Origin of the sequence: Pseudomonas sp. B707 (assembly GCF_022496685.1) — a bacterium.
Classification (GTDB): Bacteria; Pseudomonadota; Gammaproteobacteria; order Pseudomonadales; family Pseudomonadaceae; genus Aquipseudomonas; species Aquipseudomonas paraglycinae.
Map to the genome: position 1 here is coordinate 133,658 of NZ_WTVE01000029.1, position 22,669 is coordinate 156,326.

The following is a 22,669-nucleotide window of genomic DNA, read 5'->3' on the forward strand; positions in this document are numbered from 1 at the left end:
CAGATGCCAGCTCTTTACGTGATGATTCCGGCCGCGCTGCTGATCGTGGCCATCGCCGTCTACATCTTCTTCTGGGCGGTGGACAGCGGCCAGTACGACGACCTCGACGGTCCGGCCCACAGTATCCTGTTCGACGATCAGGACCCGAACCACACCGCCGCAGTGGACGAAGCCAACCCGGCCAAACCGGACGGCAAGGCGCCACCCCATGCTTGAACTGGCGCCACTGCTGGTGTCTGCGTTGATTCTCGGCCTGCTCGGCGGCGGGCATTGCCTGGGCATGTGCGGCGGCCTGATGGGCGCGCTGACCCTGGCGATTCCCAAGGAACAACGCAGCCGACGCTTTCGATTGCTGCTGGCTTATAACCTCGGGCGAATTCTCAGCTATGCCACGGCCGGGTTGCTGATCGGGCTGGCAGGATGGGCGGTGGCCAACAGTCCAGCCGCGCTGTTCATGCGCGTGATCGCGGGTTTGCTGCTGATCGCCATGGGCCTGTACCTGGCAGGCTGGTGGAGCGGCCTGACACGCATTGAAAGCCTGGGCCGTGGTCTGTGGCGCTACATTCAACCCGTCGCCAATCGGCTGTTGCCGGTGTCGAGCCTGCCCCGCGCCTTGCTGCTCGGCGCGCTGTGGGGCTGGCTACCGTGCGGGCTGGTTTACAGCACGTTGCTGTGGTCGGCCAGTCAGGGTAATGCGCTGGACAGCGCGTTGCTGATGCTCGCCTTCGGGCTCGGCACCTGGCCGGTTTTACTCGCGACAGGCCTGGCTGCCGAACGAGTGACGGCACTGTTGCGCAAACGCAGTGTGCGCATGGCCGGCGGCCTGTTGGTGATCCTGTTCGGCATCTGGACTCTGCCGGGGCCGCACCAGCACTGGCTGATGGGCCACTGATCGGCGGCGCTGCCTTCGCGAGCGAGCTCGCTCCCACAGGATAGTTGTGGCCTGCACAAAACCTGTGGGAGCGAGCTTGCTCGCGAAGAGGCCCGCACTGGCAACACCGATATCCCCGTTGATGCAAATCAAGATGCCTTTTCGCGCCCTCCCCTAGACTTGGCACACTGCCAGCCTATCCGGGGGAATGCCCGCATGCTCGACGCCATTCGTTGGGACACCGATTTGATCCGCCGCTACGACCTGGCGGGGCCGCGCTACACCTCGTACCCGACGGCCGTGCAATTTCACAGTCAGGTCGGCACCTTCGACCTGTTCCACGCCCTACGCGATAGCCGCAAGGCCCTGCGCCCGCTGTCGCTGTACGTGCACGTGCCGTTCTGCGCGAACATCTGCTACTACTGCGCCTGCAACAAGGTCATCACCAAGGATCGCGGCCGTGCGCTGCCGTATCTGCAACGGCTCGAGCAGGAAATCCAGCTGATCGCCTGCCACCTCGACCCGGCGCAGAAAGTCGAACAACTGCATTTCGGCGGCGGCACGCCGACCTTTCTCAGCCACGATGAATTGCGGCAACTGATGGCGCACCTGCGCAAACATTTCAATCTGCTGGACGATGACTCCGGTGATTACGGCATCGAGATCGACCCGCGCGAAGCCGACTGGTCGACCATGGGCCTGCTGCGCGAACTTGGTTTCAACCGAGTCAGTATCGGCCTGCAGGATCTCGACCCGGCGGTGCAACGGGCGGTCAATCGCCTGCAAAGCCTTGAAGAAACCCGCGCGGTGATCGATGCGGCGCGCACCCTGCAATTTCGCTCGATCAACATCGACCTGATCTACGGTTTGCCCAAGCAGACCCCGGACAACTTCGCCCGTACCGTCGAGGAAGTCATCAGCTTGCAACCGGACCGGCTCTCGGTGTTCAACTACGCGCACCTGCCGGAACGCTTCATGCCGCAGCGGCGGATCAACGGCAACGAACTGCCGAGCCCGGCGCAGAAACTGGAAATGCTCCAGCGCACCATCGAACAACTGACCGCCGCCGGCTACCGCTACATCGGCATGGACCACTTCGCCCTGCCCGACGATGAACTGGCGATTGCTCAGGAAGAGTCGACCCTGCAACGCAATTTCCAGGGCTACACCACCCACGGCCATTGCGACTTGATCGGCCTGGGCGTGTCGGCCATCAGCCAGATCGGCGACCTGTACTGCCAGAACAGCAGCGACCTCAATCACTACCAGAACACCCTCGCCGGCGCGCAACTGGCCACCAGCCGAGGCCTGGTGTGCAACGCCGACGACCGCTTGCGCCGCGCGGTGATCCAGCAACTGATCTGCAATTTCAGCCTGGATTTCGCCGAGATCGAGCGCAGCTTCAACATCGATTTTCAGGGTTACTTCGGCGCGCTCTGGCCGCAATTGCAGGGCATGGCGCAGGACGGGTTGATCGAACTGGATCGCGAGCGCATCACCGTGCTGCCGGCCGGGCGCCTGCTGGTGCGTTCAGTGTGCATGGTGTTCGACGCGTATCTGGAACAGCAGAACCGCCAGCGTTTTTCGCGGGTGATTTAGCTCTTCATCAGCAGCGAGTTGGTTTTCAGGTTCTGGTCAGCGGTCAGGCTTGATTGGTCGATGACCTTGGCCAGGGACAGATTGGCGGTGATCAGACCGTTGTTGAGGGCGGAGATGGCGCCTTTGAGGGCAGCGATCTTGGCGAACCGCTCTTCGTTGGAAAGGGTCTTGTTGGCCATCAGCGCGTTGATCTGGGCGTTCTTCTCGGCGATCTGCTGGCGAAACTTGCGGATCATCTTCAGCAATTGCTGGACGTTTTCAGGCAAACCGCTTTCTTCGATATCGCGGTTTTTCCCGCCGGCACCGGCGGATTTTGCAATGGCGGCACCGGACAGCGACACTTTGACGCCCTCGACCAAGGTCGGGCTTCCCAATGATGCCGCGTCTGTGCCGGACTCATCGTCAACGGAGGTTTCAGCACTTTCCAGCAACGACGCAACGCCACTGTTACCGGGGGTCAGCGTACCAATAACAGTCATCGAAGCGGTTCCTTGCATGCCGTCAGATACCTGTTTATCGGCTGTCATCCCTGCGGCTTTATGCCGTGGGGGCAATCTCGCCACAGGCTGGCCTGAATGTCCTCCGCTGGGTTACCCTTACGCCTTATGTGTGTTTTCCCACAAGGATTTAAGAAATGTCCGAGCCAGTTAAACTGCGCGCTCACAACCAGGCTAATTGCAAGGATTGCAGCCTGGCCCCTCTCTGCCTGCCACTTTCGCTGAATCTGGAAGACATGGATGCGCTGGACGAAATCGTTAAACGTGGCCGCCCGTTGAAAAAGGGTGAGTTCCTGTTCCGCCAGGGCGACACCTTCGATTCCGTTTATGCAGTACGCTCCGGCGCCCTCAAGACCTTCAGCCTGAGCGACACCGGCGAAGAGCAACTGACCGGCTTCCACCTGCCGAGCGAACTGGTCGGGCTGTCCGGCATGGACACCGAGAAACACCCGGTTTCCGCCCAGGCGCTGGAAACCACTTCGGTCTGCGAGATTCCGTTCGAACGCCTCGACGAGCTGGCCCTGCAATTGCCGCAGCTGCGCCGCCAGTTGATGCGCGTGATGAGCCGCGAAATCCGCGACGACCAGCAAATGATGTTGCTGCTGTCGAAGAAAACCGCCGACGAGCGCATCGCCACCTTCCTGGTCAACCTGTCGGCACGTTTCCGCGCTCGCGGGTTCTCGGCCAACCAGTTCCGCCTGAGCATGTCGCGCAATGAAATCGGCAACTATCTGGGGCTGGCGGTGGAAACCGTGTCCCGGGTCTTCACCCGCTTCCAGCAGAACGAACTGATCGCCGCCGAAGGCAAGGAAATCCACATCCTCGACCCGATCCAGCTCTGCGCCCTGGCCGGCGGCTCGCTCGAAGTCTGATCTCGACCCGCGGCCGAGCGAATCGTTTCAGCCGCGGGTATACTGCGCCGTTTGCAGCCCTGCCAGGACACCTCGACGATGGTCTTCGACTCCTTCGACATCAAATCCCTGATCCGCCCCGTGATCGACTTCCCGAAACCGGGTGTGATCTTTCGCGACATCACCCCGCTGTTCCAGTCGCCCAAGGCTCTGCGCCTGGTGATGGACAGCTTCGCCCACCGCTATGTCGAAGCCGACTTCACCCACATCGGTGCGATGGATGCGCGTGGTTTCCTGATCGGTTCGGTACTGGCCTATCAGTTGAACAAGCCGCTGGTGTTGTTCCGCAAGCAGGGCAAGCTGCCGGCGGACGTGCTGGCCGAAGGTTACGCGACCGAGTACGGCGAAGCGTTCCTCGAAGTGCATGCCGACAGCCTGTGCGAAGGCGACTCGGTGGTGATGTTCGATGACCTGATCGCCACCGGCGGCACGCTGATCGCAGCGGCCAACCTGATCCGCCGCATGGGCGCCCGCGTTCATGAAGCGGCGGCGATCATCGATCTGCCAGAGCTGGGTGGCTCGCAGCGTCTTGAGGACATGGGGATTCCGACGTTCTGCCTGACGCAGTTTGCGTTGACTGATAAATAATCAGCCCCGCGCCTCGATCGTTCCCACGCTCCGCGTGGGAACGATCAAACACCGAAGATTACAGTCCCATCTGCTTGCTGATGATCTCGTTCATCACTTCCCGCGTCCCGCCGCCAATCGACAAGATGCGGTTATCCCGGTACAGCCGCTCCACCAGGCTTTCGCGCATATAACCCAACCCGCCAAGAATCTGCACCGCTTCATTGGTGATGCGATCCGAAGTGTCCGTGGCAAAGTTCTTGGCCATGGAAATTTCCTTGATCACGCTCTGCCCCGCCGCCATTTTCGCCGCCTGCCGGTAGGTGAACTCCCGCGAGACTTCCAGCGCCGTGGCCATTTCCGCGAGGCGATGCTTGATCACCTGGAACTTGCCGATGGGTTTGCCGAACGCTTGTCGCTCCTTCGCCCACTTCAGGCTTTCTTCCAGCGCCAGTTGCGCGGTCATGTTGGCCATCAACGCAAGGGCCAGACGCTCGGATTGGAAGTTGCCCATGATGCAGGCAAAGCCCATGTTCTCCGCGCCGATCAGATTTCCCACAGGCACCCGGCAATCGTCGAAGAACAATTCAGCCGTGTCCGACGCCCACCAGCCCATTTTCTTCAGTTGCCGGCCGACGGTGAAACCCGGCGTACCCTTCTCGATCAACAGCAGGCTGATGCCACCAAAACCGGGCGCACCGGTACGCACCGCGACGGTGTAGTAGTCGGCGCGTACGCCACTGGTGATAAAGGTTTTGCTGCCACTGACCCGGTAATGGTCGCCGTCGCGTACGGCGCGGGTCTGCAGGTTGGCGACGTCGGAACCGCCGCCCGGCTCGGTGACGGCCAAGGCGCTGATCTTCTCGCCGCGGAGCACTTGGGGGACGACCCGGTCACGGACTTCAGGCCGGGCCCATTTGACGATCGGCGGCAAACCGATATCGAGCGAACCAAGCCCGGCCACCAGCCCGCCGGAGCCGCAGCGCATCAGTTCTTCGCTGGCGGCGATCTTGGCGAACAGATCACCTTCGTGACTGCCGCCCAGCGCTTCGGGGTAACCGATGCCGAGGATCCCGGCCGCACCGGCCTTGAGGTACAGATCACGGGGAAAGCTTTCGGCTTCTTCCCACACATCAATGTCCGGCAGGATCTCGCGTTCGACGAAACGTCTGACGCTGTCGCGGACCATTTGGTGGCTGGGGTCGAAGTATTCCTGGAAGGCGGGCATCGGCGAACTCCATGGAAGGGTTCGCCGAACTTAACCGAGCGCTTGCTTGGTTTTCAACAGGATTGTGTGGCTCAGAGGGAAATCGGCTTGCGCCCGGCAAACGAGTGAGCCAGCGTGCCGCCGTCCACCAGTTCCAGTTCGCCACCCAACGGTACGCCGTGGGCGATGCGCGAGGCGATCAGGCCTTTGTTCTGCAGCAACTGGGCGATGTAGTGGGCGGTTGCTTCGCCTTCCACGGTCGGGTTGGTGGCGAGGATGACTTCGGTGAAGGTGCCCGCCTCTTCGATCCGCGCCATCAATTGCGGAATGCCGATGGCCTCCGGGCCGAGCCCGTCCAACGGGGACAGGTGCCCCTTGAGCACGAAATAGCGACCGCGAAATCCGGTCTGCTCGACCGCGTAAACGTCCATCGGCCCTTCCACCACGCACAGCAGCGTGTCGTCGCGGCGGGTGTCGGCACATTGCGGGCACAGATCGTCTTCGGTCAGCGTGCGGCACTGGCGGCAGTGTCCGACCCCTTCCATGGCCTGGCTCAAGGCCTGGGCCAGGCGCGTACCGCCGCTGCGGTCACGTTCGAGCAACTGCAACGCCATACGCTGGGCAGTTTTCTGACCCACGCCCGGCAAAGTTCGCAGGGCATCGATCAGTTGGCGAATCAAAGGGCTGAAGCTCATGGGGAAAAAGTCCGACAAAACAACGAGACGCGGTTTATACCCGCGCCTCCGGCCAGCGTCAAATCCTCAGTCCTGGGCGACCTTCACCACCAGTTTGCCGAAGTTGCGCCCCTCCAGCAGCCCGATAAACGCTTGCGGCGCCTGCTCCAGGCCATCGACCACGTCTTCGCGGAATTTGACCTTGCCGTCACGCACCCAAGGCACCATGGCGCTGATGAATTCAGGCTGACGGTCGCCGTAGTCGTCGAACACGATGAAACCCTGAATACGTGCGCGTTTGGTCAGCAAGGTGCGTTGCAAGGCGGGCAAACGATCCGGGCCTTTCGGCGCTTCCGAGGCGTTGTACCCGGCGATCAGGCCGCACAGCGGGATTCGAGCCTTGGGATTGAGCAGCGGGACGACCGCATCGAAGACATGGCCGCCGACATTTTCATAATAGATGTCGATGCCATTGGGGCAGGCCTTGGCCAGTTGCTCGGCGAAGTCCGGTGCCTTGTGATCGATACAGGCGTCGAAGCCCAGTTCCTCGACCACGTATTTGCACTTCTCGGCACCACCGGCCACGCCGACGGCGCGCAGGCCTTTGATCTTGGCAACCTGGCCGACCACCGAACCCACTGCGCCGGAAGCGGCGGCGACCACCAGGGTCTCCCCTTCTTTCGGCTGGCCAATGTCCATCAGTCCCATGTACGCGGTCATGCCAGGCATGCCCAGTACCCCGAGCGCCATCGACGGGCTCGGCAGCCCGGACGGGATCGGGATGATGTTGCGGCCATCGCTGATGCTGTGGCTTTGCCAGCCAGTGGCACCGACGACCAGATCGCCGGGATGGAATTTCGGATGACGCGACTGTTCGACCCGGCTGACAGCGCCGCCGGTCATCACCTCGCCGATTTGTACCGGCGCCGCGTAGGACGGCGCGTCACTCATGCGCCCGCGCATGTAGGGATCGAGCGACAGGTACAGGGTCTTGAGCAACACCTGGCCGTCTTCAAGGTCCGGCAGCGCCTCGCGCTCCAGACGGAAGTTCTCGGGCGTTGGCGCGCCCACCGGCCGCGAAGCCAGCACGAAGCGTTGATTGAGGGTCAGAGGGTCGGACATGTCAGCGTCTCCTGTGAATGGTGAATTCGGCGGTATAGGGAGCAGACCTTGGTGGGCATGCTGCGTTCCGCTTGATAATCGTTGCCCGTTCGAGGTCTCGGTCTGCCCACGCGGGAATAGCTTAACGGACGCTCCGTGTACGGCGTTGGATTTGGGACGCGAAGCGTCCCCGGCTGCATTCCCACGCAGACGGTTCGACGCCTCGACGTGGGAACGATCGGGCGGAAACAAAAATGCCAGGCGCGATGCCTGGCATTTTTTGTAGCTCATCCAACCCGCAAAGGCGAATCAGAACGGCAGTTTCATACCGGCCGGCAGGTTCATGCCAGCGGTCATGCTGCCCATTTTCGCCTGGCTGTTGGCTTCGATCTGACGCACGGCGGCGTTGACGGCAGCGGCCACCAGATCCTCGACCACTTCGCGGTCGTCTTCGTCCAGGCCCGGCAGTACGCTCGGGTCGATGCTGACTTTTTTCACGTCATGACGACCGGTCATCACCACGGTGACCAGATCGCCACCGGCTTTGCCGGTGACTTCGGCGTTGGCCAGTTCTTCCTGCATCTTGGCCATTTTTTCCTGCATCTGCTGCGCCTGCTTCATCAGGCCGGCCATGCCACCTTTCATCATGGGAATCACCTCAAAAGTACTTGGATCAAAACAGCGCCCGGCCAGACAGGCCGGACGCCCTCAGTTATTAGCCCTGACTGACCAGGGCGTCGACAGGTTCAATAGTATCGTGTCGCACGATCGCACCGAACTGCTGCACCATCTGCTGGATGAACGGATCGCCGTGGATCGATTCCTCCGCCTCGCGCTGACGGTTGGCACGGCGCCGGGACGCGGCCTGGGCCGGGGTTTCCTGCTCGGGCTTGATCAGCTCGATGGTCAGGGTCAGCGTGCGCCCGTGGAACTGGTTCAGCGCATCGTTCAGACGACGCTGCTGAGTGGCGTTGAACAAGGCGCTGTGGGCCGGGTCCAGGTGCATCAGCCAGTTGTCGCCATCGACCGCAATCAGCGTGCAGTTGGCGGCGATGCTGCCGGTCATGCCGGAGATCGGCAGTTGCGGGAACAGCTCCAGCCATTGCAGGGCCAGACCGGTGGCCGGCGCGGCGGCAGGTTCCGGCTCGGGCTCCGGGGCCGGTTCTGCGGCGTGTTCGCTGGCCAGATCGTCGAGGTAACTGTAGGCCGAATCCATGTCCGGTTCGATGTAGTCCTCGTCGAGCGGCGGCTCGTCGTCCATGTCCATGCCCGGTGTGGCGGCATCGACCTCGGCCACTGACGGCTCGGGAATCGGCGCGGCGGCCCACTCCGGGGCGTCCGGCACGACGCTGTCCGGGGTCGGCAGCGGCATCGGCGGCAAATCCGGTTGTTCGGCGGTGGTTTCCAGCACCGGCTCTACCGCTGGCTGCTGCACAGGCGCCGGTTCTACCGGGTCGTTCCACGGCAGGTCGACGACTTCTTCAACGGCGACCGGCTCGGGCTCTGGCTCAGGAACGGTTTCAGGCGCAATCACCGGGGCAACCGGTGCAGGCTCGGGAGCCGGCGCAGGTGCAACCACCGGCGCTGGCGCGGGCGCAACAGCCGCAGCAACTACCGGCGCAGGTTTCGGCGCGGCAGCCACTGAATTTGCGGAATCAACTGTGGCCTGGCTGATCCCCACTGGCTTTAGCGGTTGCCTCGGGGCGTCCGCCGTGTCTGCCGGCCGGAAGGCCAGCATCCGCAGCAGCACCATTTCGAAACCGCCTCGCGGGTCCGGCGCCAGCGGCAAGTCGCGGCGACCGATCAGGCCCATCTGGTAATAGAACTGCACGTCTTCGGCCGGCAAGGCCTGGGCCAGTGCCAGCACCCGGTCACGGTCGCCGTGACCGTTGTCGACACCTTCCGGCAAGGCCTGGGCGATGGCGACGCGGTGCAGCACGTTGAGAATTTCCGAGAGCACGCCGTTCCAGTCCGGCCCCTGTTCGGCCAGATGGCGCACGGCTTCGAGCAACGCCTTGGCGTCGCCTTCGATCAGCGCATGCAGCACGTCGTAGACCTGACCGTGATCCAGCGTACCGAGCATCGCCCGCACGTCGGCGGCCAATACCTTGCCTTCACCGAAGGCGATGGCCTGATCGGTCAGGCTCATGGCGTCACGCATCGAACCGTCGGCCGCGCGGCCAAGCAGCCACAGCGCGTCGTCTTCGAACGGGACGTTTTCGGCGCCCAGAACGTGGGTCAGATGCTCGACCACCCGCTCCGGGGTCATGTTCTTCAGGGAGAACTGCAGGCATCGCGACAAAATCGTTGCCGGAAGTTTCTGCGGGTCGGTGGTCGCCAGGATGAACTTGACGTAGGGCGGCGGCTCTTCGAGGGTTTTCAGCAGCGCATTGAAGGAATGGCTGGAGAGCATGTGCACTTCGTCGATCAGGTAGACCTTGAAGCGCCCGCGGCTTGGTGCGTACTGCACGTTGTCGAGCAGCTCGCGGGTGTCCTCGACCTTGGTCCGGCTCGCGGCGTCGATCTCGATCAGGTCGACGAAGCGGCCTTCATCGATCTCGCGGCACACCGAACACTCGCCACAAGGGCTTGAAGTGATACCTGTTTCACAGTTCAGGCATTTGGCAATGATCCGCGCAATCGTGGTCTTGCCGACGCCCCGCGTACCCGTGAAGAGGTAGGCGTGGTGCAGCCGCTGGCTGTCCAAGGCATTGATCAGAGCCTTGAGCACATGGGTCTGGCCGACCATTTCGCGGAACGAGCGCGGACGCCATTTACGTGCAAGAACCTGATAACTCATCGAAAACCGTCGCGGCAAAGGAAGCAGAAGCGGCTAATGCTAGCGGAGCAAGGGCAAAATTGCATCCGGTGTGCTCGTCTATTCTGGCTAAGCTGCATGAGCGAGGGCTTTTGTCGGCTCGGGATCGGGAATTACCGGAGCGTTTATGCGGTGGGCCGTGGGGGCATTACTGGGATTGAGCCTGAGCGCGATGGCGTCGCAACCGCCGCTGCGCTTCGTGGTTGCCGACAGCTGGGCGATGCCGATGGTGCAGATCGAACGCGGCCGCCCGACCCAGGGCATCCTCTACGACATGATGCTCAGCCTGGCGACCCAGATCGGCGTGCCAGCACAATTTCACGTCCTGCCCCGCGCCCGGGTGCAGAACGCCATGGAACACGGCGAAGTCGACGTGCGCTGCTATGCCGCACAATCCTGGCTGCCGAACCTGTCTGGCGATTACATCTGGAGCCTCCCGCTGTTCTTCCAGCGCGACCTGCTGATCAGCCGTCAGGACCAACCACCCAGCGCCGATCCGGCCCACCTGCCCCGCCAGTCGATCGGCACCGTGCTCGGCTACAGCTATCCCACGCTGCAACCAATATTCGACGCCGATCGACTCTGGCGCGAAGACGCGCGCAATCAGGAGCAGGTGCTCGACAAACTGTTGGCCGGGCGCTACCGCTACGCCGTGAGCAATCAATGGACCCTGGACTGGTTCAACCAGCGCCTGCTGCCGGGGCAGCAACTGCAGGCGGTGGCAGTGTTGCAGGAGCAGAAGGTCGGCTGCTATGTGCGCAATGATCCGAACGTGCCGGTGCAGCGGATATTGAGGACGTTGCTGCGGATGAAAATGTCGGGGGAGATTGATGACATTATCCGGTTGTATACCGGGGGTTCGGCTAGTGAACCGTGAGCCGGGCCCTCAATGCCCCGCCGTATCGCGAAATTGCTGGTATTCGTGATACTCCACCCACTCGACCACATCGTACGGCACGTATAGCTTCAGCCTGGCCCGGGAGATGGCGATGTATACGGCGCAGATCCGCTGATCGAACGCGTAGGCATCCTTGAATTTCTCGTTGGTCAGCAACCCCGGTGTCAGCAGCACCTTGTCGAACTCCATGCCCCCCGCTTCTTCCGCGAGCATCAGCAGGCAGCCGTTGCCGGCGTTGTCGATCATTCGGTTCAGGCGCGTCAGGTCGGCAATCATGAAGCCGTTCTCCAGCTTGGCCTTGACCCGCAGAAAAGATTCGTCGAACCGGTTGGCGTCGCACACGGCCTGCCAGTCTGGCAGGTCGCTGAAGTACGGATGCACGCCGTTTTCGCTGAATTCGGAACGGTAGAAGTCAGGTTTGAACAGTTCGATGGCGGTGGCCATGAAATGCTTGAGTTCATCCTGGGTTCGCTTGTCCGGGAATCTGAACTTGCAGTTGGAGTCGTGCAGGTGGATAGCCCAGATCATGCTGTCCCACGGCGATGCCGTCAGCACTACGCAACCCTCGGACGGTACGAAACCTTCCGGGTACTCCTTGATAACAACATCGGCGTCACTGGCGCCTTCGAACGGAATCTTGCCCTTCTGCGAGTGCCGGGCGATCAGCGGATTGACCAGCCGTTCGACGTTGCGACCCGAACGCACGGAATAGCTGATATCGCTTTGGCGAACCTCACGGTGCCGTTTGACCGGCACACCGCTGGCCTGCTGGTACTCGTCGCCGAGGGTGATCAGCACCTGACGACCGCGCTCGATGATCTGCAACAGCGATCCGGGAATGTCCTGGCTCTCATCGATCAACACGTGCGTGTAGCGCGCCGGCACCACGCAGCCGGCGATGCAGGCGCGCTTGATCATCAGCAGCGCTTCGAACCCGGTCTGGCTGCCCCACGCTGGATTGAGCTCGAGGTAGCCCCACACCCGGCTCGAATACTCCAGCAACACCTGAGCGTCGACGCTGGAGAGTGGCTGGTTGAAATGCGGCAGATGCTTCGCCGAAAACGTGTGATCGCGGAAGCGGCAGTAGCGCTCGATCACTTTGAGGCAGAGCTCAAGGGTCGCCGGCCCGTCGTGGTGGCGGAAACCGAAGATATTCAGTTCCTGCGCCAGCGCCTGGCGACTGAGGATCCGAGTCGTCCCTTCAGCCTGAGGCCTGCGCCCGAGCATCAGCGATTGGGCAAACGCCAGGAAGGTCTTGCCGGCCTTCTTCTCGCTCGGCCCCAGCATGCGCTGACGAAGGACTTCGAGCTTGGCCGGGGTGCGCGCCAGCAACAGGGTCTTTTCCGGGCGCAGATGCTCCAGCAACGCCACCAGCAGATGGCTTTTGCCGATCCCCGCGTAGCCTTGAACGTGCAGGTCTTCGTCCAGGTTGGCGCGGAAAGTTCTGACCAGTTTGTCCTGTGCCGGGCTCAACCAGCGCTCGCGGTAACGGGGCGTCACTATCGGCTGGCTGAACGGGTCATGACTGCGATGGCGCCGGACTTTGTATTCGAAGTCCCACTGGCCGTCGGGCAACAAGTAGTCGCGTGCCGATATTTCTTCGGCCGACAGAAAACGCAGGTTCAGAGGGTTAAGGACCTTCAGACCGAAATACAGTTTGCGCGGGTCGAACAGTCGCTGAGCCTCTGACAGCAAGCCCGCCGTCGTCGCCTGACGAGTATCGACAGCCCACGCCAACAGCTTGGCCAGAATTTTCTCTGCCGCCACGGCGCCGAGATCCTGCTCTTTCGTCTGCACCAGATTCTGGATGACCAGCACCGCCGCCAACTCCGGATCGGTCAGGCTTTCGAGGGTTTTGGCCCCACCCGCCTGCAACAGGTTCGCGCAGGTTTCATCCGTGACGGGCAAGAACACAGGGCTGGATAGATCGGAATGTTCCGGGAGCATAAAACCTCGCGGCCAGGGCGCGGACCTTGCAAGGTCGATCCTGGCCAGACTCTTCATTTATTTCGGTGGCTGCGAGTATGCGCGATTGCAGGGGAAATGATTACCCCGTGTCGGCGCCATCGCGAGCAGGCTCGCTCCCACAGGGTGTGCTGACTTGAACGACAAATCGCAGGCATAAAAAAACCGCAGTGGGCGAAACCCATGCAGTTCAGTCGACGCGTTCGATGTTCGTTAAGGTGGTAACCCTACCAGCCACACCCCGGCACACAATGTTCCCGCTGTGGCTGCTGCCTTCCGGCTCTGACCAGGTTCACGGGTAATCGTTGCGGGGGGACCGATAGGGTCACCATAACGACTCTCGCCTGTCGGCGAGCCGCGCCATTGTACCTATCTGAGACGAAGTTACAACCGCTCGTTGCAGATTAAAAATATGAAGGGCTTCAAGCACTTGCTATTGCGCCTGCAGCACCTCGTCCGCGCGCCCGCCCTCCTGCTGGATCACAAGATGAATGAAGTGCAGCTTGGCGATCGCCGCCGGCGGCAGGACGAACGGATAGAAATCCGGCTGGCCCATGCTGCGCGACAGTTCGTTGAGCATGCCGGCCAGTTCGATCCACGCATTGACGAACGACAGGAACGCCGCGCCGCCGGGATGTTCGGGGTCGTACAGGGTGCTCGACGGAAACGGCTGGTAATCCAGGTCCATCTCCCGGGCGCTCATGCCGAAGCCCAGCGCGGTGTCCACCGCGTCCATCATGTGCAGGTAATGCGCCCAGGTTTCCGCCCAGTCTTCCCACGGGTGCATGGTGGCGTAGGCGCTGACGTAGTGCTGCGACCAGTCCGCCGGCGCGCCCTGTTGATAATGCCGCTCCAGCGCCTCGGCATAACTGGCGCGTTCGTCGCCGAACAGGCTGCGGAAGGAACCGAGCCACGGGCCGTTGACGATCAGGCGATCCCAGTAGTAATGCCCGACCTCATGACGAAAGTGCCCAAGCAGCGTGCGATAGGGTTCGTGCATCTGCGCCCGGACCTGCTCGCGGTGGGCGTCGTCGGCCTCTTCGATGTCGAGGGTGATCAGGCCGTTGGCGTGGCCGGTCATGGGTGCATTGCCTTGCAGATCGACGCCGATGAAATCGAAGGCCAGGCCGGTGGCTTCGTCGACGGTTTTCGGGACGACCGGCAGGCCGAGGCTGATCAGTTGCGCCACCAGTCGGCGCTTGGCGATTTCCACCTTGCGCCAGCGTTCGGGGTTTTCCGGGACGGACAGATCGGGGATGGTGCGATTCAGAGCACAGGCCGCGCACAGGGTGTCGTGATCATTGGCGGGCAGCAGCCAGTTACAGGCCGCCGGCGTATCAAGGTTGGCGCAGCGCCGGAACAGCCCGGCGTCGGGATCGACGTCCAGCGTCCAGGTACCCTCTTGCGGCCCCGGTTGCAGCGAGGTCAGGCGACTGTGTTCCGGTTGATAACCCAGTGCCGCGTTGCAGGCCAGGCACTGACTGTTGCGAAAGAACAGCGACTGGCCGCAGCGGCACGGCCAGACTTTGCTGTTGCGCGAGGATTCGCCCATGAACGGCGCGACGATGCGGGAACTGAGCTGCTCGAAAAAGCGGTACATGGCGATCTCTCCCTTGGGCTTGCCAAGACTAGATCATTCCCGCCCAAAGATCGTTCCCACGCTCTGCGTGGGAACGATCACCTGTCGATCAGTCAGGCGCTGATACCGTGCCCTTTCAGGAACGCGATAAACGCCTCCTCATCCATCACTTTCACGCCCAGTTCGTTGGCCTTGGTCAGTTTCGACCCGGCGCCCGGCCCGGCGACCACGCAATGGGTCTTGGCCGACACGGAGCCGGCGACCTTAGCGCCGAGACTTTCCAGGTGTTCCTTGGCGACGTCGCGGCTCATCAGCTCGACCTTGCCGGTCAGCACCCAGGTTTCCCCGGAAAGTGGCAGACCTTCGACGACTTTCTTTTCGCTCTGCCAGTGCATACCGAAATCGCGCAGTTGCTTCTCGGCGTCTTCAGCCAGTTGACGATGCTCGGGCAAGGCAAAGAACTCGCGAACCGAGTTCGCCTGCTTCTCCGGCAATGCCTGGCGCATGTCCAGCCAGTCAGCGTTCATCACCCCTTCCAGCGTTTCGAACTTGTCCGCCAGCTTCTGCGCCCCGCCCGGCCCGACCGAAGGAATGTGCAGCTTGTCGAGGAAGCCGCCCAGCGTGGTGCTCGCGGCAAACTCGGCGCCCAGCTCGCCCTGATCCTGAATCTGCAAACCGTGGCCCAGCAGCTCGGTGATCACCTGCTGGTTGTGCGCATCTTCGAAGAAGCTGTGAATCTCGTGCGCCACTTCCAGGCCGATGTCCGGCAAGTACGTCAGCACCTGCGGCAAGGCTTGCTGAACACGCTCCAGCGACCCCAGCGAACGCGCCAGCACCTTGGCCGTCTCTTCGCCGACATCCGGAATGCCCAGCGCATAGATGAAGCGCGCCAGACCCGGCTTCTTGCTGTCTTCAATCGCAGCCAGCAACTTGTTGCTCGAAACCTCGGCAAAGCCCTCGAGGTCGACGATGTCTTCGAACTTCAGCGCGTAGAGATCGGCCGGCGAACTGACCAGACCTTCGTCCACCAGTTGCTCGACGCTCTTGTCGCCAAGGCCTTCGATGTCCATCGCGCGACGGGAGACGAAGTGAATGATCGCCTGCTTGAGCTGCGCACCACAGGCCAGTCGGCCGACGCAGCGATACACCGCACCTTCGCTGATGGTTTCCTTGCCCTTGCTGCGTTTGACCAGTTGCGTGCGTTCGACATGGGAGCCACAAACCGGGCAGCTCTCGGGAATCTGCACAGGGCGCGCGTCTTCAGGGCGGCGCTCCATGACCACTTGCACCACTTGCGGGATCACATCGCCAGCGCGGCGAATGATCACCGTGTCGCCGATCATCAGACCCAACCGTGCGACTTCGTCCATGTTGTGCAGCGTGGCGTTGGCCACGGTGACGCCGGCGACCTTGACCGGTTTCAACCGCGCCACAGGGGTGACGGCGCCGGTGCGGCCGACCTGGAATTCCACGTCTAGCAGTTCGGTGAGTTCTTCCATGGCCGGAAACTTGTGGGCGATGGCCCAGCGCGGTTCACGGGCGCGGAAACCCAGTTCGCGCTGATCGGCAATGCTGTTGACCTTGAACACCACACCGTCGATTTCATAGGCCAGCGAGTTACGGCGTTCGCCGATATCGCGGTAGTAATCCAGGCATTCGCCGATGCCCTTGGCCAGCTTCAATTCGTGGCTGATCGGCATGCCCCAGGCTTGCAGTTGCTTGAGGTTGCCGATGTGGGTGTCGGAAATATCGTGGGAGACCTGACCGATGCCGTAGCAGCAGAATTCCAGCGGACGGTTGGCGGTGATCTTCGAATCCAGCTGTCGCAGGCTGCCGGCGGCGGCGTTGCGCGGGTTGGCGAAGGTCTTGCCGCCGACTTCCAGTTGCGAGGCGTTGAGGCGTTCGAAACCGGCCTTGGACATGAACACTTCGCCGCGCACTTCCAGGGTCGCCGGCCAGCCCGTGCCGTGCAGCTTCAGCGGGATGTTGCGCACCGTGCGCACGTTGACGCTGATGTCTTCGCCGGTGGTGCCGTCGCCACGCGTGGCGCCGCGCACCAGCACGCCATCCTGATACAGCAGGCTGACCGCCAGGCCATCGAGTTTCGGCTCGCAGCTGTATTCCACCGCCGCGCCACCGCCGAACAGGTCGCCGGCCGGGAGATCCAGACCTTCGGTCACCCGGCGATCGAACTCGCGCATGTCGGTTTCTTCGAAGGCGTTGCCGAGGCTGAGCATCGGCACTTCATGACGCACCTGGGTGAACGCGGTCAGCGCCACGCTGCCGACACGCTGGGTCGGCGAGTCGCTGGTGATCAATTCCGGATTGGCCGCTTCCAGCGCCTTGAGCTCGTGGAACAACCGGTCGTACTCGGCATCCGGAATGCTCGGCTCATCGAGGACGTGGTAACGGTAGTTGTGCTGATCGAGTTCAGCGCGCAGCTCTAGAATGCGGTCTTTGGCGGCAGTCATGGGTGTTCTCTCATAAAGCAAAAGAGCAGCCGAGGCTGCTCAATCTATTTTGCCGATTGCCCCTTTATTGCGAGGCAACCTTTTCAATCAACGCTTCTGGGTCAGGGCGCGACGTTCGAATTCGACGATGCGCTGACGGTAGTGCTCGATGGTCTGCGCGGTCAGGACGCTGCGCTGGTCATCTTTCAACTCGCCGTTCAGTTCCTGGGACAGCTTGCGGGCTGCCGCGACCATCACGTCGAAGGCCTGCTTCGGATGGCGCGGGCCTGGCAGGCCGAGGAAGAAGCTCACCGCCGGGGTACTGAAATGGTCGATGTCGTCCAGATCGAAAATGCCCGGTTTGACCGCGTTGGCCATGGAGAACAGCACTTCACCGTTGCCGGCCATGCTTTCGTGACGGTGGAAGATATCCATCTCGCCGAAACGCAGACCGCTTTCCAGAATGTTCTGCAGCAGTGCCGGGCCCTTGAAGCCGGCCGGGTCGCGGCAGATCACGCTGATCACCAGCACTTCTTCGGCTTGCGGCTGATCCTTGTCGGCCACTGCCGGCGAGGACTTGGCGGCAGGTTCGACAAAATCATCGTCACGGCTGCTGAAGCTCGGGCCGCCGTCCAGATCCAGATCGAGGTTCAGGTCGCCCTGGGCCGGACCGTTGCTGCCGCGCTTGCCGCGCTTGGAACCGGATTCGCGAGGCTCGCGTGCTTCGCGGGCCGGCATGCTCACCGATGGCAGATCGTGTTCGTCCAGTTGCGGCTCTTTATGGGTATCCAGCACGCGGGCCGGGCCCAACAGCTCAGCGCTGGTGTCCTCGTCCGGCAGGTTGGACAGACTTCGGTCAAGACGGAATTTCAGTTTTCCCTTGCCGCCGCGCATACGGCGCCAGCCATCGAAAAGAATACCGGCTATCACAATGATGCCGATGACGATCAGCCACTCGCGCAGACCGATTTCCATGTAATCCCGTGCCTCTATAAAAAATGCTGAAAAATAAGGGGTTTACACTGTGCAAACCGCTTTAAAACGTGGCGCCAACTCTATGTTCTGACAGGCGTTTTGCCCACGTATACGAAAAATTGACATTAAACTAGCACGACCAAAGACAACTTTACACCGTCTGTCTCATTGGCTTGCGCGATTATGTCGATTGGCCAGCAAGTCGAAGCCGGTAAATATGTCCTACAGACTACAAATACCTTTTCCGACACGCGCCGGCTCAGGCATCCACCATCGCCATCGCCTCCTCGACATCCACGGCTACCAGTCGCGAACAACCCGGCTCGTGCATCGTCACGCCCATCAACTGGTCAGCCATTTCCATGGCGATCTTGTTGTGGGTGATATAGATGAACTGCACGGTCTGCGACATCTCTTTGACCAATCGTGCGTAGCGTCCAACGTTAGCGTCATCCAGTGGTGCGTCAACTTCATCGAGCATGCAGAACGGCGCCGGATTCAACTTGAAGATCGCAAAAACCAGTGCCAGCGCGGTCAGGGCCTTCTCGCCACCGGAGAGCAAATGGATGGTGCTGTTCTTCTTCCCGGGCGGCTGCGCCATGATCGTCACCCCTGTATCGAGTAGATCTTCGCCCGTCAGTTCCAAATACGCCCGCCCGCCACCGAAAACTTTCGGGAAAAGCGCCTGTAAACCGCCATTGATCTGATCAAAGGTATCTTTGAAACGGTTACGGGTTTCCTTGTCGATCTTGCGGATGACGTTTTCCAGGGTCTCCAGGGCTTCGACCAGATCGGCGTCCTGGGCATCCAGATAACGTTTACGCTCGGATTGTTGCGTGTATTCGTCGATCGCCGCGAGGTTGATCGCGCCCAGGCGCTGAATGCGCGCGGCAATGCGTTCAAGTTCTTCTTCGGCAGCCTTCTCGCTGGCCTCGGCGGTCAGGGTGTTGAGCACGCCGTGCAGATCGTAGCCGTCTTCCAGCAGTTGATCCTGCAGGGCCTTGCGGCGCACGGTCAGGGCCTGCCATTCCATGCGTTGCTGTTCGAGCTGGCCACGGATCAATTGCGATTGCTGCTCGGCCTGGGTCCGGCGCTTTTCCGCGTCGCGCAGTTCGCGGTCGGCGTCTTCCAAAGCGATCTGGGCGGTCTTGAGTTCGTCGTCGACGCTCATGCGCTTGTCGAGCAACTCTTCGAGTTTGAGGCGCAGCTCTTCCAGCGGTGCCTCGCCCTCCTCCAGATTCAGGCTGAGCTGTTCACGCTTTTCGGTGAGGCGCTCGGCCTGCATTTCCAGACGTTCAAGGGCCTGGCGGGTCGAATCGTGTTGTGCGCGCAGCGAGCCGAGGCGCACGGCCAATTGATGGGCGTGATCCTTGTGCTGGCGGGCTTCCTGACGCACCCGATCCAGTCGTTCGCGCAGGCTGTCGCGCTGGGCCAGCAGCAATTCGCGCTGCTCGGTGTCGAGGGCCATGGCGTCGAGGGCGTCCTGCAACTGGATCCGCGCTTCGCCGATGTTTTCGTGTTCCAGCTCGCGCTGCTCGGCGAGCTCGACCAGTTCTTCGTCGAGGCGGGTGCGACGCAGGTTCAACTGCTCGGCCTTGGCTTTGCCGGCGGACAGCTGAGCTTTCAACTCGCCTTGCTGACGGGCTTCGTCTTGCAGCAAGCGACGTAGGTGTTCGCGACCGTTTTCCTGCTGACGCTGTTGCGCGCGCAGGGTTTGCAGACGGGTTTCCATGGCCTCGACCGTGGCTTCACGCTCTTCGCGTTCGGCATGCAGCGATTCGATTTCCTGGCCGCGCGCGAGCATGCCGCTTTCGGCTTCGCTGGCGCGGCGCACCCGCAGGAAATGCCGGCCAACCCAGTAACCGTCGCGGCTGATCAGGCTTTGCCCGGCAGCCAGTTGGCCACGCATAGCCAGCGCCTGTTCAAGGCTATCGACCGGTTTGACCTGAGCGAGCCAGGGCGACAAATCGACCTGCGCCTCGACCTTGTCCAGCAGGCTGCCGGCCACGCGCACGCCGTCATTGCCGGGGCTGAGCAAACGCAGATCGCCCTGGGCAAAACCAGACAGATCGAAGCCGTCGAAATCATCCACCAGCACCGCTTGCAGGTCGGCGCCGAGCACGGTTTCCACCGCCAGCTCCCAACCGGCCTCGACCTTCAGGCCTTCGGCCAGACGCGGGCGCTCGGCGAGGTTGTGTTCCTTCAGCCATTCGGCAGTGCCGGTGCCCGGATCGAGCGCGGCCTGCTGCAAGGCTTCCAGCGATGCAAGGCGACCATTGAGGCGCTGCAAATCGCCCTGCGCCTGTTGCTGCGCGGTCAGCGCTTGCTGCAATTCCTGGCGCAGTTGCTCGAGTTTTTCGACCTGGGCTTCTTCGCTGGTCTGCAAATCTTCAAGGGTGGCTTCGGACTCGGCGAGCTGTTCGCTGAGTTCCATGATCGCCGCGTCTTCCGGATCGGCCGACAGCAGCGCGCGCTCTTCGCCCAGACGCTTTTGCCGATCGGCCAGGCGCTCCATGCTGGTTTCCAGCTGCTGGATGCGCGACTGCTGCACTTCGGCCTGACGACGGGGTTCGGCGGCGGTCAGATTGAAGGCGTCCCACTGCTCCTGCCAGCCGTGCATGACGGCTTCGGAATCTTCCAGCGCAGCGGCAGCTTCTTCGGCCGCGGCGTTGGTGATTTCCTGCTCGGGGGTCAGTTGATCGAGCTCTTCGCCGAGGGTCAGCAGCAAGGTGCGGTCGTGGCCCAGGTGCGATTCGGTTTCGAGGCGTGCGCGCTCGGCTTCTTTCAAATCGTCCTGCAATTGGCGCAAGCGCTGCTGGCCGTGCTGGATGCTCTGCTCGACCCGGGCGATGTCGCCGCCGACCGAATAGAAGCGCCCCTGCACCAGATTGAAGCGCTCGGACAGGTCATGGTGCCCGTCGCGCAGGCGTTCAATCGCCGCGTCGGCGTTGCGCTGTTCGGCGACCAGCGCTTCAAAGCTGATTTCCTGGTTGCCGATGATCGATTCGCGCTGACCGACCTGATCGTTCAGATCCTGCCAGCGCAGGGCCGACAGTTGCGCCTTGAGCTGGCGTTCTTCAGCCTTGTATTCCTGATACTTCTTGGCGGCCTCGGCCTGCCGGTGCAGGCGTTCGAGCTGGCGCTCGAGTTCTTCGCGCAGGTCAGTCAGACGGGCAAGGTTTTCGTGAGTGCGGCGGATGCGGTTTTCAGTCTCGCGCCGACGCTCCTTGTACTTGGAGATGCCGGCGGCTTCTTCGATGAAGTTACGCAGGTCTTCCGGCTTGGACTCGATCAGCTTGGAGATCATCCCCTGCTCGATGATCGAGTAGCTGCGCGGGCCGAGGCCGGTGCCGAGGAAAATGTCGGTGATGTCGCGACGACGGCATTTGGCGCCGTTGAGGTAATAAGTCGTCTGGCTGTCGCGGGTCACTTTGCGGCGAATCGAGATTTCCGCATACGCCGCCCACTCGCCCAGCAGCGTGCCGTCGGAGTTGTCGAACACCAGTTCGATGCTCGCCTGGCTCACCGGTTTGCGGCTGGTCGAGCCGTTGAAGATGACGTCGGTCATCGACTCGCCACGCAGGTTCTTGGCCGAGCTTTCGCCCATCACCCAGCGCACGGCGTCGATGATGTTCGACTTGCCGCAACCGTTCGGCCCGACGACCGCCGCCATGTTGCTGGGGAAGTTCACCGTGGTCGGATCGACGAAGGATTTGAACCCCGCCAGCTTGATGCACTTGAGCCGCAAGGTCAGGCAACCGTCAGGGCGGACACCACCAGATCGCAGCTGCGCTGGGCGTAAGCCGTCAGCACGATGCGGATCTGCGGCAGGTCACGGGCGAGGACGGCGGCGAGCAGGCGTTCGAACAGTTCGAGGAACTCGCTCATCTCGGCCTTGCGCTGTTCCAGCGCGAGGAAATACGCACGGCTCATGGCCGGTTGCAGGTTCTCGACGGTTTCCTGCAGGTACGGGTTGTTGGCGAACGGATACGCGGCGCGCATCACGTTGAAGCTGTCGTCGACGAAGGTGCGGATGTCCTGACGCTCGTAGCTGGCGGTCAGGCGCTGCTGGATCTGCACGAACGGCGCCATGTCGGACTGGACTTGCCAGCCATTGGCCACTGCGTTGCCGAGCAGGATGTACAACTCGCTCATCAGCGTGCACAGGCTCTGCACCTTGTGCGCCGTCAGCTCAGTGACATGGGCGCCACGGCGCGGCAGGATCGCGATCAGGTGACGGCGCTCGAGGATCAGCAAGGCTTCGCGGACCGAGCCGCGGCTGACGTTCAGCGCCAGCGTGACCTTCTGTTCCTGGATACGCTCTCCCGGCTTCATTTCGCCGCGAATGATCCGTTCGGCGAGGTGGTGAGCGATTTGCTCGGCGAGGCTGTCCGGCGCCTTGAACGTCATGGTTGTCCTTCAAACTCTTCGATCTGCACAAGCGGCGCAGTGTAGCGCAATGCGCGGTCATGGCGGAGTGCCCGCACAGCGGTTTTTGGCACGAATCCCGCAAAAAAGCGCTTGATCCAATGAGGGTCAATACTGAAGAGACACGTG

General features: G+C 62.0%; 18 protein-coding genes and 1 other RNA gene. 6 read left to right on the top strand and 13 right to left on the bottom strand.

Annotated elements, in window-relative coordinates:
• Positions 1–3: 3 nt before the first annotated feature.
• From ccoS to hemN, 3 genes are all read left to right on the top strand, one after another.
• Entirely contained in the window at positions 4–216 is a 213-nt protein-coding gene (gene ccoS, locus GQX66_RS18275) for a cbb3-type cytochrome oxidase assembly protein CcoS (RefSeq protein WP_240870321.1), read from the top strand.
• The gene (locus GQX66_RS18280; RefSeq protein WP_064378773.1) at positions 209–892 is read left to right on the top strand and encodes a sulfite exporter TauE/SafE family protein; all 684 of its coding nucleotides are present in this window, start codon (positions 209–211) and stop codon (positions 890–892) included. The genes ccoS and GQX66_RS18280 overlap by 8 nt, the downstream gene beginning before the upstream one ends.
• A gap of 195 nt (positions 893–1,087) precedes the next feature.
• Entirely contained in the window at positions 1,088–2,470 is a 1,383-nt protein-coding gene (hemN, locus tag GQX66_RS18285; RefSeq protein ID WP_011333280.1) for an oxygen-independent coproporphyrinogen III oxidase, read from the top strand.
• Here the strand turns inward: hemN and GQX66_RS18290 are convergent.
• Positions 2,467–2,949, bottom strand: a complete 483-nt coding sequence (locus tag GQX66_RS18290; RefSeq protein ID WP_236191035.1) for a hypothetical protein — start codon at positions 2,947–2,949, stop codon at positions 2,467–2,469. The genes hemN and GQX66_RS18290 overlap by 4 nt on opposite strands.
• A gap of 155 nt (positions 2,950–3,104) precedes the next feature.
• On the opposite strand from GQX66_RS18290, the gene fnr reads away from it, so the two are divergent.
• Entirely contained in the window at positions 3,105–3,839 is a 735-nt protein-coding gene (gene fnr, locus GQX66_RS18295) for a fumarate/nitrate reduction transcriptional regulator Fnr (RefSeq protein WP_007951654.1), read from the top strand.
• 78 nt (positions 3,840–3,917) lie between these two features.
• Complete coding sequence (locus GQX66_RS18300) at positions 3,918–4,466, top strand: adenine phosphoribosyltransferase (protein ID WP_003223345.1); 549 nt, start codon at positions 3,918–3,920, stop codon at positions 4,464–4,466.
• 58 nt (positions 4,467–4,524) lie between these two features.
• On the opposite strand, the gene GQX66_RS18305 is transcribed toward GQX66_RS18300, so the two are convergent.
• The 5 genes from GQX66_RS18305 to dnaX all read right to left on the bottom strand — a co-directional run bounded on the left by GQX66_RS18305 (position 4,525) and on the right by dnaX (position 10,227).
• Positions 4,525–5,673: an acyl-CoA dehydrogenase family protein gene (locus GQX66_RS18305; protein ID WP_240870323.1), complete on the bottom strand. Its 1,149-nt coding sequence runs from the start codon at positions 5,671–5,673 to the stop codon at positions 4,525–4,527.
• A gap of 71 nt (positions 5,674–5,744) precedes the next feature.
• Entirely contained in the window at positions 5,745–6,347 is a 603-nt protein-coding gene (gene recR, locus GQX66_RS18310; protein ID WP_007951652.1) for a recombination mediator RecR, read from the bottom strand.
• Positions 6,348–6,413: 66 nt separating this feature from the next.
• Entirely contained in the window at positions 6,414–7,448 is a 1,035-nt protein-coding gene (locus tag GQX66_RS18315; RefSeq protein WP_085747889.1) for an NADP-dependent oxidoreductase, read from the bottom strand.
• A gap of 288 nt (positions 7,449–7,736) precedes the next feature.
• Positions 7,737–8,075: a YbaB/EbfC family nucleoid-associated protein gene (locus GQX66_RS18320; protein WP_007951650.1), complete on the bottom strand. Its 339-nt coding sequence runs from the start codon at positions 8,073–8,075 to the stop codon at positions 7,737–7,739.
• A gap of 67 nt (positions 8,076–8,142) precedes the next feature.
• Positions 8,143–10,227, bottom strand: coding sequence for a DNA polymerase III subunit gamma/tau (dnaX, locus tag GQX66_RS18325; protein WP_240870327.1), 2,085 nt, complete (start codon positions 10,225–10,227; stop codon positions 8,143–8,145).
• A gap of 145 nt (positions 10,228–10,372) precedes the next feature.
• On the opposite strand from dnaX, the gene GQX66_RS18330 reads away from it, so the two are divergent.
• Positions 10,373–11,122, top strand: a complete 750-nt coding sequence (locus GQX66_RS18330; RefSeq protein WP_240870328.1) for a transporter substrate-binding domain-containing protein — start codon at positions 10,373–10,375, stop codon at positions 11,120–11,122.
• A gap of 9 nt (positions 11,123–11,131) precedes the next feature.
• Here GQX66_RS18330 and GQX66_RS18335 read toward each other — a convergent pair whose 3' ends face one another.
• The 7 genes from GQX66_RS18335 to GQX66_RS18365 form a co-directional block, all read right to left on the bottom strand.
• Positions 11,132–13,090, bottom strand: a complete 1,959-nt coding sequence (locus GQX66_RS18335) for a hypothetical protein (protein WP_240870330.1) — start codon at positions 13,088–13,090, stop codon at positions 11,132–11,134.
• A gap of 243 nt (positions 13,091–13,333) precedes the next feature.
• Positions 13,334–13,430: signal recognition particle sRNA small type (gene ffs, locus GQX66_RS18340), an RNA gene on the bottom strand.
• A 111-nt stretch (positions 13,431–13,541) separates the two neighbouring features.
• Complete coding sequence (locus tag GQX66_RS18345; RefSeq protein ID WP_240870344.1) at positions 13,542–14,708, bottom strand: putative zinc-binding peptidase; 1,167 nt, start codon at positions 14,706–14,708, stop codon at positions 13,542–13,544.
• A 92-nt stretch (positions 14,709–14,800) separates the two neighbouring features.
• Complete coding sequence (gene ligA / locus GQX66_RS18350; RefSeq protein WP_134020609.1) at positions 14,801–17,158, bottom strand: NAD-dependent DNA ligase LigA; 2,358 nt, start codon at positions 17,156–17,158, stop codon at positions 14,801–14,803.
• A gap of 87 nt (positions 17,159–17,245) precedes the next feature.
• Positions 17,246–18,112 carry a cell division protein ZipA gene (gene zipA, locus GQX66_RS18355; RefSeq protein ID WP_064378762.1) on the bottom strand — a complete coding sequence of 289 codons (867 nt, stop codon included), beginning with the start codon at positions 18,110–18,112 and terminating at the stop codon, positions 17,246–17,248.
• 259 nt (positions 18,113–18,371) lie between these two features.
• Complete coding sequence (gene smc / locus GQX66_RS18360; protein ID WP_085747895.1) at positions 18,372–21,860, bottom strand: chromosome segregation protein SMC; 3,489 nt, start codon at positions 21,858–21,860, stop codon at positions 18,372–18,374.
• 2 nt (positions 21,861–21,862) lie between these two features.
• On the bottom strand, positions 21,863–22,522 hold the full coding sequence (locus GQX66_RS18365) for a GntR family transcriptional regulator (protein ID WP_007952019.1): 660 nt from the start codon (positions 22,520–22,522) through the stop codon (positions 21,863–21,865).
• Between the last annotated feature and the right edge of the window lie 147 nt (positions 22,523–22,669).

What these genes read in the sequence shown, in the direction of transcription:
- ccoS (WP_240870321.1), top strand. Translation starts at nt 4, where the DNA reads ATGCCAGCTCTTTACGTGATGATTCCGGCCGCGCTGCTGATCGTGGCC.
- GQX66_RS18280 (WP_064378773.1), top strand. Translation starts at nt 209, where the DNA reads ATGCTTGAACTGGCGCCACTGCTGGTGTCTGCGTTGATTCTCGGCCTG.
- hemN (WP_011333280.1), top strand. Translation starts at nt 1,088, where the DNA reads ATGCTCGACGCCATTCGTTGGGACACCGATTTGATCCGCCGCTACGAC.
- GQX66_RS18290 (WP_236191035.1), bottom strand. Translation starts at nt 2,949, where the DNA reads ATGACTGTTATTGGTACGCTGACCCCCGGTAACAGTGGCGTTGCGTCG.
- fnr (WP_007951654.1), top strand. Translation starts at nt 3,105, where the DNA reads ATGTCCGAGCCAGTTAAACTGCGCGCTCACAACCAGGCTAATTGCAAG.
- GQX66_RS18300 (WP_003223345.1), top strand. Translation starts at nt 3,918, where the DNA reads ATGGTCTTCGACTCCTTCGACATCAAATCCCTGATCCGCCCCGTGATC.
- GQX66_RS18305 (WP_240870323.1), bottom strand. Translation starts at nt 5,673, where the DNA reads ATGCCCGCCTTCCAGGAATACTTCGACCCCAGCCACCAAATGGTCCGC.
- recR (WP_007951652.1), bottom strand. Translation starts at nt 6,347, where the DNA reads ATGAGCTTCAGCCCTTTGATTCGCCAACTGATCGATGCCCTGCGAACT.
- GQX66_RS18315 (WP_085747889.1), bottom strand. Translation starts at nt 7,448, where the DNA reads ATGTCCGACCCTCTGACCCTCAATCAACGCTTCGTGCTGGCTTCGCGG.
- GQX66_RS18320 (WP_007951650.1), bottom strand. Translation starts at nt 8,075, where the DNA reads ATGATGAAAGGTGGCATGGCCGGCCTGATGAAGCAGGCGCAGCAGATG.
- dnaX (WP_240870327.1), bottom strand. Translation starts at nt 10,227, where the DNA reads ATGAGTTATCAGGTTCTTGCACGTAAATGGCGTCCGCGCTCGTTCCGC.
- GQX66_RS18330 (WP_240870328.1), top strand. Translation starts at nt 10,373, where the DNA reads ATGCGGTGGGCCGTGGGGGCATTACTGGGATTGAGCCTGAGCGCGATG.
- GQX66_RS18335 (WP_240870330.1), bottom strand. Translation starts at nt 13,090, where the DNA reads ATGCTCCCGGAACATTCCGATCTATCCAGCCCTGTGTTCTTGCCCGTC.
- GQX66_RS18345 (WP_240870344.1), bottom strand. Translation starts at nt 14,708, where the DNA reads ATGTACCGCTTTTTCGAGCAGCTCAGTTCCCGCATCGTCGCGCCGTTC.
- ligA (WP_134020609.1), bottom strand. Translation starts at nt 17,158, where the DNA reads ATGACTGCCGCCAAAGACCGCATTCTAGAGCTGCGCGCTGAACTCGAT.
- zipA (WP_064378762.1), bottom strand. Translation starts at nt 18,112, where the DNA reads ATGGAAATCGGTCTGCGCGAGTGGCTGATCGTCATCGGCATCATTGTG.
- GQX66_RS18365 (WP_007952019.1), bottom strand. Translation starts at nt 22,522, where the DNA reads ATGACGTTCAAGGCGCCGGACAGCCTCGCCGAGCAAATCGCTCACCAC.